General features: G+C 42.5%; 7 protein-coding genes and 1 pseudogene. 4 read left to right on the top strand and 4 right to left on the bottom strand.

The window, feature by feature from the left end:
• Positions 1-83 precede the first annotated feature (83 nt).
• Genes CHX27_RS09945 through CHX27_RS09935 form a run of 3 tightly spaced genes read left to right on the top strand, consistent with a single transcriptional unit; the run spans position 84 to position 5,355 of the window.
• A complete protein-coding gene (locus CHX27_RS09945) occupies positions 84-3,107 on the top strand; it encodes a tetratricopeptide repeat protein (RefSeq protein WP_094486627.1) in 3,024 nt (1,007 codons plus the stop codon).
• Between the two features lie 5 nt (positions 3,108-3,112).
• Complete coding sequence (locus CHX27_RS09940; RefSeq protein ID WP_094486626.1) at positions 3,113-4,900, top strand: TonB-dependent receptor; 1,788 nt, start codon at positions 3,113-3,115, stop codon at positions 4,898-4,900.
• A 5-nt stretch (positions 4,901-4,905) separates the two neighbouring features.
• On the top strand, positions 4,906-5,355 hold the full coding sequence (locus tag CHX27_RS09935) for a hypothetical protein (RefSeq protein ID WP_094486625.1): 450 nt from the start codon (positions 4,906-4,908) through the stop codon (positions 5,353-5,355).
• A 217-nt stretch (positions 5,356-5,572) separates the two neighbouring features.
• Here the strand turns inward: CHX27_RS09935 and lgt are convergent, their stop codons facing one another.
• The 4 genes from lgt to folE form a co-directional block, all read right to left on the bottom strand.
• Positions 5,573-6,511 (bottom strand): prolipoprotein diacylglyceryl transferase, encoded by a 939-nt coding sequence (gene lgt, locus CHX27_RS09930; protein ID WP_094486624.1) that lies wholly within the window; start codon positions 6,509-6,511, stop codon positions 5,573-5,575.
• Positions 6,512-6,516: 5 nt separating this feature from the next.
• Positions 6,517-6,750 carry a membrane protein insertion efficiency factor YidD gene (yidD, locus tag CHX27_RS09925; RefSeq protein WP_207758955.1) on the bottom strand — a complete coding sequence of 78 codons (234 nt, stop codon included), beginning with the start codon at positions 6,748-6,750 and terminating at the stop codon, positions 6,517-6,519.
• On the bottom strand, positions 6,744-8,216 hold the full coding sequence (gene cysS / locus CHX27_RS09920) for a cysteine--tRNA ligase (protein WP_094486622.1): 1,473 nt from the start codon (positions 8,214-8,216) through the stop codon (positions 6,744-6,746). Before cysS ends, yidD begins: the two co-directional genes overlap by 7 nt.
• 67 nt (positions 8,217-8,283) lie before the next feature.
• A complete protein-coding gene (folE, locus tag CHX27_RS09915) occupies positions 8,284-8,937 on the bottom strand; it encodes a GTP cyclohydrolase I FolE (protein WP_094486621.1) in 654 nt (217 codons plus the stop codon).
• A 180-nt stretch (positions 8,938-9,117) separates the two neighbouring features.
• On the opposite strand from folE, the pseudogene CHX27_RS09910 reads away from it, so the two are divergent.
• Positions 9,118-13,140 (top strand): annotated as a pseudogene (locus CHX27_RS09910) (hypothetical protein); the annotation flags it as partial.

Below are 13,140 nucleotides of genomic sequence, written 5' to 3'. Positions count from 1 at the left end.
ATCATTATACTAAATGCTCGTTTACGCTCGTTCTCACTATAGCCAATTTGATATATTTGACCATCTAAAACAAAGTTTACACAATGCGTATACGCACCTTCATTCCACTGCTGTTTGCCTTCCTTTTTTCGACGGCAGTAGCGCAAAAAACAGCCATTTTCACACACAATCGCGCCGATTTTGATAAGGCTATTCAACTGTATCAAGCCGGGCAGTATCAAAGCGCGTCGATTCTATTCGACAACATTTATCAAGCGCTTCCCGACGCCGACCGGCAATCGGATCTTGCAGCCGACTGTTCTTATTACGCGGCGATTTCTGCCGTAAAGTTGCAGCAACCCGGCGCCGACGCCAAGATTCTGAAGTTCTTGAAAGAGTTTCCAACCAGCAGCAAGCACAACGAGGCGTACACTGAAGTGGCGCACTATTATTTCAATGCCGGCAACTACGAACAAGCTTTGGAATGGTTTGATAAAGTTGATGAAGGTACGCTAAGCGCCGACGATTCGGAGCGTTTTTCCTTTCAAAAAGGCTATTGCTATTTTGTTGCCAAGAATAAGAAAGAAGCGCAAAAGTACTTTAATCGTGTGGCGAATTCGAAAACCTACGGCAAGCAAGCCAAGTATTACTTAGGTTTTATTGCCTACGAATCGGAAGATTATAAAGAAGCAACGCGTCAGTTCGAACAAGTTGGCGACGACGAACGTTACAAAGAAAAAATGTCGTATTTCCAAGCCGATATGAATTTCAAGCAAGGAAAGTTTGAAAAAGCTATTGAAGAAGGAAACCGCGCTATGGCGAAATCGACCGCCGGAGAGAAGTCGGAATTAAATAAAATTATCGGCGAAAGCTACTTTAACTTGAAGAAATATCAAGAAGCAATTCCGTATTTATCGGCGTACAAAGGCAAGAAAGGCAAATGGTCGAATACCGATTATTACATGTTGGGATACGCGTACTACCAGCAGAAAGACTACGAAAATGCGATTGGTCAGTTTAATAAAATCATCAATGGAAACGATTTTGTGAGTCAGAATGCCTATTACCATTTAGGAGAAAGCTATCTGAAAACCGACAAGAAGCAACAGGCTTTGAACGCTTTTAAGAACGCTTCGGAAATGGAGTTCGATTTGAAAATTCAGGAAGATGCGTATCTAAATTATGCGAAATTGAGTTACGAGATTGGGAATTCCTACCAGCCGATTCCGGATGTTTTAGCCGGTTTCTTGCAAAAGTATCCCTCAAATCCGAACAAGCCGGAAATCGAAACCTTATTGATAAACTCGTTCATTACCTCGAAAAACTACAAAGGTGCTTTGGAACTATTGGAACGCAACAAAAGTTTTGCCAACAAACAAGCCTACCAAAAAGTTACTTTTTACCGCGGCTTGGAATTATACACCGATGGCGATTATCAGGAAGCGTTATCTATGTTTGAAAAGTCGATTAACGAACCACGCGACGCCAAGTTTACCGCTCGTGCAACGTTTTGGAAAGGAGAAACGCAATATGTACTCGATCGTTTCAACGAGAGTTTGTTGAGTTTTAGAGAATTTCAGTCGCTTCCCGCGGCAAAAGAAACGCCGGAGTTCAAGAATTTGGATTACAACTTAGGATACGCCTATTTTAAGTTGAAAGAATACGAACAAGCCGGAACCTATTTCGAGCAATTTACTACAAAAGGCAACACAGATAAAGTTCGTTTAAACGACGCGTATTTGCGTTTGGGCGATAGCCGATTTGTATCTGCGAAATACTGGCCGGCAATGGATGCGTACAACAAAGCCATTGATTTAAAAGGTGTGGATGCCGATTACGCAGCGTTTCAAAAAGCCATTAGCTATGGATTTGTTTCTAAAAACGATCGTAAAATCGAAGACTTGAGCAAGTTTGTATCGACATATCCGAAGTCGCAATACCGCGACGATGCCTTGTACGAGCTTGGAAATACGTATCTAACCGAGAAAAAAACCGAACAAGCTGTAGCGACATACGACAAATTGCTTGCCGATTACAAAGACGGAACCTACTCTGCCAAAGCCGTTTTAAAACAAGGCTTGGTGTACTACAATGCCGATAAAGATAATTTGGCTTTGGCGAAGTTTAAAAAAGTTGCCGCCGATTATCCGAGTACTTCGGAAGCTTTGGAAGCCGTAAGTACAGCCCGAATTATTTATTTGGATTCAGGAAGAATTGATGAGTACGCAGCTTGGGTAAAAACCTTGAGTTTTGTGGAAGTTACCGATGCCGAATTGGATAACGATACTTACGCTGCCGCGGAAAAGCAGTATTTGCAAGGAAACAACAAACAAGCCATTTCGGGTTTTACCGGTTATTTGGCGAAATTCCCGAACGGAATTAGTGCTTTGAAAGCCAATTTTTACTTGGGTCAGTTGTACTACGCCGATAAATTGGAACAAAATGCCATTCCGAATTACGAATACGTGATCGATCAGCCTAAAAATGAGTTTACCGAACAAGCTTTGGTTCGATTATCGGAAACGTATTTGAAAGCCGAGCAGTATGCAAAGGCAGTTCCGGTTTTGGAAAAGTTGAAAGACGCCGCCGATTATCCGCAGAACAAAACTTTTGCACAAGCGAATTTGATGAAAAGCTATTACAATTTGAAGGAATATCCGAAAGCAGTTAGCGCTGCTGAAGTGGTACTTCAAAATCCAAAAATTGAAGATAAAGTAAAAGCCGATGCACAAATTATTATTGCTCGTGCCGCGTTCCAAAGTGGCGATGAGGTAAAAGCCAAAGCGGCTTATGCCAAATTGCAAACGATTGCCAAAGGCGAATTAGCAGCCGAAGCGTTGTACTACGATGTGTATTTCAAAAATAAAGAAGGCAAGTTTGAAGATTCGAACAAAGCGGTTCAAAAGCTAACCAAAGATTACAGCGGTTATCGCTATTACGGTGCGAAAGCACTGGTAGTTATGGCGAAGAACTTCTACGGATTGAAAGACAGTTTTAACGCTACGTACATTCTTGAAAATGTAGTTAAGAATTTCACAGAGTTTGAAGATGTAACTGCTGAAGCAAAAGCAGAATTAGAGAAAATTACGGCAGAAGAAGCAAAAACAAATTCATCTGTTAAAGAATAAGACCCATGCAAAAACAATTGATATATATAGCCGTATTCGCTGGATTTACCACTGCAGTTTCGGCACAAAAAGACGATAAAGATTTAGGAACCGAAGTGGTGAACGTGGTAAAACCGTACACGCCGACACTTTCTGATGCATTTAAAGTGAAAGAAGTTCCGGTGATCGACGACGAGGAAACGCGTGCTAAAGAAACGATTACGTACAGTATATTTTCGTTTCCGGTAGCTTCAACATTCGCACCGGCGAAAGGAAAAGCCGCAGGTGTGGAAGCCGAACAAGCCGAAAAAACCTATAAGAATTACGCAGCCTTAGGATTTGGAAATTACGCGGCTGTAAACGGCGAATTGTATATTACCGAAAACGTTGGCGAAACGGGTTTTGTTTCGGGGAATTTATCGCATGTTTCGCAGAATGCCGATATTAAAGATACGGAACTCGACAGTAAATTTATGGATACCCGTTTTGGCGTTTTATACGGAAATACCGCCGAAACGTTTGATTATAAAGTCGACCTTGGATTTAGAAACCAACGATACAATTGGTATGGTTTACCCGATTTTTTCGGAACGAGTTTAACGGAAACCCAACGTGAAACATTGATCAGTAGTATCGATCCGTTGCAAACGTACAATGAGTTTGAATTGGGTGGAAATTTAAAGACTACGTCGGGTATTTTTAACCGAGGCGACGCCCGTTTTACCCGATTTTGGGATGCTTTTGGCAGTGCCGAGAACCGCTTTGTTTTCAAACCGGAGTTGAGCTTCGATGTAGCAGGCGTTCAATTAAATACCGCTTTTAAAGTAGATTATTTGTCGGCTACGTTTGAAAATGCTTTTCCGTCGGAATTTCCAGTTACGGTTGCTCCGGGAAGCAATGAAAATGCAAATGTAATTTTAAACGCTTCGCCTTCGATTAAGTTTGCGAAAGACGATTTTAATGTGGATTTAGGTGTTGGAATTACGTATTTAGCTGAATCGAAAAACAGATTGTCGGGTTTAGATTTGGAAACGAAATCGCGTTTTTTCTTGTTTCCGAAAATCCGTGCGAGTTACCGAATTGTTGGCGATTTGATGATTGCTTACGCAGGTGCAGAAGGCGAATTGCGTCAGAATTCGTACCGAGATTTAGTGAATTTGAATCCGTTTTTATCACCGACTTTAAGTTTGCGACCCACAGAAAATCCGCTTAATTTTTACGGAGGTTTGAAAGGAAAGTTAGCTAGTACGGTAAGTTTTAACGTTCGCGGATCGTACAGTGTTGAGGATAATCGGCCGTTTTTTGTAGCCAATTCGTATGATGTCATGCAAGGAAACGAACCGTATTTGTACGGAAATTCGTTTTCGGTTGCGTATGATAAGTTGAAAACCTTGTCGTTTTATGGTGAATTGAACGCCGATTTATCGGAAGCGATTCGTTTTGGTATCAACGGAACTTTTGCAACGTACAATACCGATACACTCGACGAAGCATATAATTTACCGGAAATTCAGTTGGCCGGAACGATCGATTTTAAATTCTCGTCGAAATGGTCGGGTGGAAGTAAGGTGTTTTTTGTTGGAGAACGTACCGACATTCAAGCCGATCCGGAGTTTATTAGCATAGGCGATGAGAAGAAAACGCTCGACTCGTTTTTTGATGTGAATGCCTATTTGAAATACGACCACAACAAACAATTAGGTGCCTTTTTGCGATTGAACAACATTGCCAATCAGAGTTACCAGCGTTGGTTAAACCATCCGGTTACGGGCTTTCAGGTGTTGTTAGGTGCCACGTACAAGTTCGATTTTTAATTCGAATGTCGATTAAAAAGCAGTATCAGGATTATCACTTGCAGTTGTTGCAAGATAAGATGGACGCGTTTTCGGACATGATTGAAGCGCTAGCAGCAGGCGAGCAAACAGATGCAAAAAGCAGTGCAGGCGATAAGCACGAAACCGCAGTATCGATGGCGCAATTGGAGCAAGAACGCATCAACAAACAACTTGCTTTGTTGCAGCAGCAGTATTTGCGTTTGAAAGCCATAGACGCCACAGCGGTGCACCAACGTGTAGGTTTGGGAAGTCTGGTGTTCCTAAATTCGTTTAAGATTTTTATCGGTGTTTCGTTGCCAAAGACGGAAGTACAAGGACATCAAATAATTGGTATTTCGCCAGAAACGCCTATTGGCGAAGCGGTTTTAGGAAAGCAAGCCGGCGATACTTTTTCTGTAAATGGCGTATCGTATCAAATTCTCGAATTGTTTTAAATATGTGATTTCCGGTAACGATTTTCCGCAAGAGCGATTGGCGCGGAAAAGAACAACTAATAAAAGCCTGTGACGGTTTGGGTGCGGTGGCGATTTTATGAGCCGACGCAGCCACTACCGGAACGGCTTTTTTTGTTGAGAATTGCAGCAAAAGCGCGACCTGCCGCGGTAAGTACTTCCACTAAACAGCGGCAGGGCTTGCCCAAAAAATAAAATCTTAGCTGTTTTGCGTTTTGCGATTATTGGCGGTGAAAATCAATATTAAACCGATGATAACGCAGGGAATACTAAGCCACTGACCGGTGGAAAGAATCGGATTTTCGCCTTCGAAACCGCCCTGACTTTCTTTCACAAATTCGACGATAAAACGCACCGTGAACAAGAAAACGAGGAAGATACCGAGCAACAAACCGGGTTTATTGCGGGCGTCGGTTTTCCAGTAAGCATAATAAAGTGTGAGGAAAACAAAGATGTAACCAAACGCTTCGTAGAGTTGCGACGGGTGGCGAAAAGGAATTTGATCGAGAATGGGTTGGAATTTCGGGTCGGTTGCTACAGCGTTAAAAGCTTCTTTTACAGAACTTTTCTGCGTGAGTTCGAGCGGATTTTTATCGGACCAAAATTCGTCGTCTTTTACAAAACGAATCGCGTAAAAGTTGCTGCCAGAAGTTGGGTGTCCGTAGATTTCGCTGTTAAAGAAATTTCCGAGACGAACGAAAATGGCTCCGGAAGCTACGGCAACTACGATGCGATCGAGGATCCACAAAACGGGTCGTTTGATAACTTTTTTACTGTAGAAAAACATGGCAATAACGATGGCGATTGCCGCGCCGTGACTGGCCAGACCGCTGAATCCCGTAAATTCAAACGGATCGAAACGGAAAGGTAGAAAAATTTCGAGCGGCTTGTGTTTGTACACGTCCCAGTCGTAAAAAAACACATGTCCGAGACGTGCGCCCACGAGCGTAGCAATGGCAGTCCAAACAAACAGCGAATCGAGGTTTTCGATGCTTTCGCCTTCGCGGATAAAGATTTTTTTAGTGAGGTAATATCCGAGAGAGAAGGCAACTACAAACATCAGGCTGTAGTAACGAATCATAAAAAATCCGAGGTCGATTCCTTCGGACGGATTCCAGGTAATTCCGAGTGTGGTCATATTTTTTATTTTGGTGGTGGAACCGGATCGTAGCCCGATTTTCCCCAGGGATGGCAAGAGCTGATGCGCTTGAGTCCGAGGAAAAGGCCGCGAAACGGTCCGTGAATTTTTAGCGATTGAATCATGTAATGTGAGCAGCTAGGTTCAAAGCGGCAGGACGCGGGAAACCAAGGCGAAATGAGCACTTGATAGATGCGAACCGGCAGGATTAGTATTTGAACCAGCAGTTTCACTAATATTTATAAGTAGTTCCGTCTTTTCCGTCTTTGAGTTCGATACCGAGTTGCAACAAATTGTCGCGCAGCTCGTCGGAAAGTTTCCAGTTTTTATCGGCTCGTGCTTGATTGCGTTGTGCGATAAGTAAATCGATTAACTGTGGAATCAGTTCGTCTTTGGCCGCAGATTTTGATTCGAGTTCGATACCTAAAATATCTTCGATAAAAGCGTGAATGTAGGTTTTAAACTCGTGGAGGTCGGCAGCGGTAAGCGTTGTTTTTTGTTCGGCCAAGCTGTTAATGACTTTTACGGCTTCGAACAAATTAGCGATCAGAATAGGTGTATTGAAATCGTCGTCCATGGCTTGTAAGCCTTGTTTGATCCACGATTTAACGTCGAAAGTACTAACGTTAGCGGCTTCGATTTTGTCTAAAGTGGCAACTGCTTCGACTAGGCGGTTAAAGCCTTTTTCGGCTGCTAGTATCGCTTCGTCTGAAAAATCGAGTATGCTGCGGTAATGTGCTTGGAGCATGAAAAATCGAACAACCGCCGCAGAAAAAGCTTTGCTGAGAATGTTGTTGTCGCCGCTCAGGATTTCGCCTGGAAGTATACTGTTTCCGGTAGATTTTGCCATTTTCTTACCGTTGAGCGTAAGGAGGTTGGCGTGCATCCAATATTTTACGGGAGCGTGATTTTTAGCCGCTTCGTTTTGGGCGATTTCGCATTCGTGGTGTGGGAATTTTAAATCCATTCCACCGCCGTGAATGTCGAATTGCGTTCCGAGATATTTGGTGCTCATTGCGGTACATTCGAGGTGCCAGCCTGGAAACCCGTCGCCCCAAGGTGATGGCCAACGCATGATGTGTTCGGGTTCGGCTTTTTTCCACAAAGCAAAATCAACGGCATTTTTTTTGTCGTCTTGCCCGTCGAGATCTCGCGAATTTGAGATCATGTCTTCTAGATTTCTTCCGCTGAGAATTCCGTAAGGTTTTGATTCATTGTATTTTAAAACATCGAAATACACGGAACCGTTGCTTACATATGCGAGGCCGTTGTCGAGAATTTCTTGAACAATTTGAATTTGTTCAATGATATGTCCGGTTGCCGTAGGTTCGATACTTGGCGGCAAGAAATTGAATTTGGAGAGAATGGTGTGGAAGTCGACCGTATATTTCTGTACGATTTCCATGGGTTCGAGTTGTTCGAGTCGGGCGCGTTTAGCGATTTTATCTTCGCCGTCGTCGACATCATCGACAATGTGTCCGACATCGGTAATATTTCGGACGTAACGTACTTTATATCCGAGGAATTTAAGGTAGCGGAAGATGACATCGAACGACATGAATGTGCGCACGTTTCCTAGGTGGACGTTGCTGTAGACGGTTGGTCCGCAGACGTACATGCCGACGTGATTTTCGTGAATGGGTTCGAATACTTCCTTTTGACCGGTAAGTGAGTTGTAGATTTTAAGATGATGAATTCTCGTCATGGCACATAAATAAAAAAACCTGTCCAAAAATAGTTATTTGGACAGGTTTATCGGGTATTTTTTTCAATTAAAACTTGGTTTCTAAAGAGATGTAGTTGAGAAATTCTTTTCTCATGGCCTCTTCTTTGAAACGTCCGCCGAATTCTGAGGTTACGGTACTGGATTCGATATCGCGAATACCTCGAGAATTTACGCAAAGGTGTTTAGCATCGATTACGCAGGCCACGTCGTCGGTACCGAGTGCGAGTTGAAGTTCTTGTACGATTTGCATGGTAAGGCGTTCTTGTACTTGTGGGCGTTTTGCGTAGAAATCGACGATGCGGTTCATTTTCGACAAACCAATTACGCGGCCGTTAGATATGTAGGCAACGTGTGCGCGACCAATGATTGGAAGCAAATGGTGTTCGCAAGTAGAATAAACGGTAATGTTTTTTTCTACGAGCATTTCGCCGTACTTGTAGTTGTTTTCGAAAGTTGAAGCGCTCGGACGTTTGTCTGGGTTTAAACCGCCGAAGAGTTCTTTTACAAACATTTTGGCTACTCGGTTTGGAGTACCTTTAATGCTGTCGTCGGTTAAATCCATTCCTAAAGTGTGGAGGATATTCGCAACATCTTTCTTAATTGATTCAATTTTTTCTTCATCCGATATTTCAAAAGCGTCTATTCGAACCGGATTTTGTGCACTTGTTGCGATGTGATTCTCGCCTATTTCGTCAATCATTGTTGTATCTGGCTTTCTTTGAAAGGTTAGGAGGGTTCAAAGTAAAAGCGTTGCAAAGATAAGGGATTTCGCGGATTTGTATTTTGACGATTCTTAAATAAATCCCAAAAGTTATGATGTTAAAAAAATGGAAAATCTCAGTAAATTTTGTACTTTTCGCTCCTTAAAATTGATTTTGAAATGAAATTCACGCTACGTCTAGTGGTTTCTCTGTTACTTGTTGCGAAAATGTCAAACGCACAAAATTTGTTGACAAATGGCGATTTCGAGGCAGGGACAAACAATACCGGTTTCAATGTTAATGGTGCTGGTTATAATTTTTTAAGTCCGCCGTATTCTGGTACTACTGCTTCAGGTGACTATGCGTTTGTAGCAAATCCGAATGTTTTAAATACCAACTTTTTCTTATCGGGTGGCGATCATACAACAGGCACAGGTTTGATGATGGTTATCGATGGGAACGCAACTGGAGGAGCTCAAAAATTTTGGAGAGCTGGAACCAATGGCAATGGAGTTTGTGCTTTGAATACCAATCTTGTATACGAGTTTAGCTTTTGGGCGAAGTCAGTTGGCAACAATATAGTAGATAATTCGGGGCGTGCGGATATTCGAATACAATGGAATAACGCTACCAATGTACAATTTGTTTCACCTGCGTCGACCCTAGTTCCATTGCCAGCAGATGGTTGGCAAAAGTTTACATATAGATTTAAGCCTACAAATGCTTGCGTTTATATTGAATTGTACAATGAAAATACTGCTTTTGTTGGAAATGATTTTGCAGTAGATGACTTCTCGGTTCGAGCACTGTTGACGGCCACGATTTCTCCGAATCAAGGTGTTTGCCAAGGTCCAGTTCCGGCGGAAGTTACTTTTACGGGAGTTAATGGGGTCGCACCTTACACATTCACCTACACGATCAATGGAGGTGCTCCTCAGACAGTTTCATCGTCAGCAAGCAACAGTTCTGTTATAGTATCAGTACCAGCAGTTAACGCAGGGGTTGCTATTGTTAACTTGGTCTCGGTAACAAGTAGTTCAACAACTTCGCAAGTAGGTCAGTCTTCGAGCATTAATGTTGTTTCGCCTCCAACGGTTGTTATTGGTGGTCCGAGTACGGTAAGTTGTCCGGATAGTCCTCAAGTTTTAACGTTTACTGGAACGCCTGGTGCTACAGTGTCTTATACAAATGGAGTGAACAACTTTAGTGTTGTTCTTAATAACCAAGGTTTAGCCACTGCCGTAAGAACGGATGAGGTAACCACAACTTATAGCATCAATACAGTTGAATTATCGGGATGTGAAGTTGCAGTTGTTAGTCAAACTACTATACAAGTTTCTCCTATTAACGCTGAATTTGCAAACGATGAAATTTTCGTGTGTCCTAACGGAGCGGGTACCATTGTTATTGAAGGTACACCCAATGCGACGGTTACCTACACCGTTTCCACGGCTCCAACAGTGCCGGTAACCCTCACATTAAATGGAGCAGGACAGGGGCAAATTACTCAGAATTTCTCAGCAAATACTAGTTTCACATTAGTTAGTGTTAGCGATGGTAGTTGCACTAGAGATTTAAACGAAACAGCGTCAGTTCGAGTGCTTGCGACCAATAGTGTTACTATTACACCTCCACCGGGTTCCATTTGTCCTGGCGAGTCTTACGACGTTTTGTTAAGTGGTCCAGCGGGCGCAACAATTACCTTAGGTTCATCGAGCTCAACTACACCGATTTCTGTAACACTTGATGCTCAAGGAAACGGCTCTTTAAGTCCGATTATATTTGCGACCACTACTTTTACTTTGCAGAATATTTCTTTTGGACCTTGCGCATCAGCATTAACAGGTTCTGCTACAGTCAACGTTTTGTCAGCTTCTGCAACTCGTTGTTTAGGTGGTCCGCAAATTGAGGTAGAAATAAGAAATATGACCCCCATTTGCCAGCCAGGAGAGTGCACTAATTTAACTGCCACTTACTACGCTATAGCTCCAACAACAACTTATGTTTCTCAACCAATTCCCTTCCAGCAAGTTAATTCTTTTACTGGAGGGACGGTTTTACAGGCAAATCAAGACGATATATTTTCCCCGGTATTTACATTACCGTTCAATTTTAACTTTTACGGTGTTAATTACAACCAACTCGTAGTTGGCTCCAATGGAGTTATTAGTTTTAACACTGCTCTTGCGGGGCAATTTTGTCCGTGGGCTTTTAATCAAACGGTGCCTCCAACGGGAAATCCAACTTTCCCGATATTAAACGCGATTTACGGTGTTTATCAAGATACCAATATTGCTTCGCCACCAGTTACCAATCCAGCTGTACAGAATGTTAATTATTATGTTCAAGGAACGGCTCCTAATCGTGTTTTTGTGGCTAATTTTAACGAGTTACCCTTATATGATTGCAATGCTACTTTAGGTTTAATGACATCTCAAATTGTTTTGTATGAGACTACCAATATTGTTGATGTTATAATTAAAAATCGTGTGGGTGATTGCGGATGGAATGGAGGTAATGGTATCGTAGGTGTTCAAAATGCCACAGGTACTGCTGCTTCGATTTCTTATCAAACTGGCGATTGGAACGTGAGTAACCAAGCAGTTCGGCTCTATCCAACCTCAACAGTTACTACAGAAGATTTAGTAACTGTTCAATGGACAGATCAGTTTGGAACAAACTTAGGTACTACGGACAACATTGTAGTTTGTCCGACCCAAAATACTACATATACCGTAACCATAACAACAACGCGGCAAGATAATACAGTTATTACTGCTACAGATTCTTACACTGTAATAGTTGAACCTCCAGTTAATGTCGCTAGTACTCCAGAAAATGTTTTCAATTGTGATTTAGTTACAGGAAACACAGTGACATTTGATATCGATCAAATTGCAGAAATTTCAGGCGGCGATCCAAATTTAGAAGTTAATTTTTTTGAAAGTCTTCAGGATGCAAAGGATTTTGCGAGTCCAATTCCTTTTAATCAATTATCCAGTTACGCCGTACAAGTATCTGATTTGCCTAAAGAACTATGGGTATCAGTTACCGATTTTAGTTCAACTAATGGGTGTTACAACTACTTGCCGTTTGTTCTTGATAATTTCTCGGCTCAAGGAACAATAGCTTACACGGGTGGTACCGGACCAAATCAGAATACGTTTTGTGCAGCGGGAGGCTCTGCAGTCTTACCTACTTTGTCGCCAGACTTATTGGTTGGTGGGATTTATTCCGTAACGCCTAGTACTGGATTAGCTGTTGATCCTTTTACGGGCGCTGTTAATGTCACGGATCCAAGTAATGTCGCCGGAACTTATCAGATTACGTATACTGTTACAGTTGCTGACTGTCCGCCGTACACAACACCTCCTACCGAATTTATTCTTGACGCATGTTGTGTGTCAAACCCTGGAGCAGATTTTGCAGTATGTAGTGGCGACCCCATAAATCTATCAATGGAAGATCTAGGACCAACCGCAACTTATTCTTGGTCGGGACCAAATGGATTTACCGCCAACACACGGCAAGTTACCATTTCGAATATAACCGTTCCAGGTGATTACGTGTTCACTGCAAATTCTACTGTACAGAGTATAGCTTGTGATCCGGAGACTATCACAATTACCGTTCTACCGGCCGCAACAGCTTCTATTCTAACAACTTCTTTTGGAACTTGTACAGGATCATCACCACAAGTACAATTCTCTGGAACTTCAGGCGCCGTAGTTAGTTATCAGATTAATGGTGGAGTTACGCAAACTGCCACATTAAGCACCGATGCCTCGGGAACAGGTACTGCTACTATAACAGTAAATAATATTACAGCAGATACAACTGTTGAACTCGTGTCAGTATCTACATCTAGTTCACCAATTTGTTCTCAAACTTTTGTTCCAGCGCAGTCGATAACAATTACCGTTGGTTTGCCAACCGCAGTCTTTGTTACAACCTCCGTTGCTGTTTGTCCGACGGGTAATGCGCAATTAGAAGTGTCGGGAACACCTGGCTCAACAGTTAATTACACTGTTGTAAATGCCTCAGGAAATACAGCTGCTTCGATCATTTTGGATACATCCACAGGGGTAGGGACTATAAACTTGACTAATTTAACGAGTACGACTACGGTTGAGTTAGTTTCTGTTAGTTCGCCTGCCACCCCGCCTTGTACAGCTACAATCACTGGTCAATCTGCAGTTGTT

It is taken from the genome of Flavobacterium aurantiibacter (assembly GCF_002251775.1).
GTDB lineage: Bacteria > Bacteroidota > Bacteroidia > Flavobacteriales > Flavobacteriaceae > Flavobacterium > Flavobacterium aurantiibacter.
This window is presented reverse-complemented; position numbering and strand designations above follow the sequence as displayed.

Coding starts and splice junctions, on each gene's coding strand:
- CHX27_RS09945 (WP_094486627.1), top strand. CDS start 84: ATGCGTATACGCACCTTCATTCCACTGCTGTTTGCCTTCCTTTTTTCG.
- CHX27_RS09940 (WP_094486626.1), top strand. CDS start 3,113: ATGCAAAAACAATTGATATATATAGCCGTATTCGCTGGATTTACCACT.
- CHX27_RS09935 (WP_094486625.1), top strand. CDS start 4,906: ATGTCGATTAAAAAGCAGTATCAGGATTATCACTTGCAGTTGTTGCAA.
- lgt (WP_094486624.1), bottom strand. CDS start 6,511: ATGACCACACTCGGAATTACCTGGAATCCGTCCGAAGGAATCGACCTC.
- cysS (WP_094486622.1), bottom strand. CDS start 8,216: ATGACGAGAATTCATCATCTTAAAATCTACAACTCACTTACCGGTCAA.
- folE (WP_094486621.1), bottom strand. CDS start 8,937: ATGATTGACGAAATAGGCGAGAATCACATCGCAACAAGTGCACAAAAT.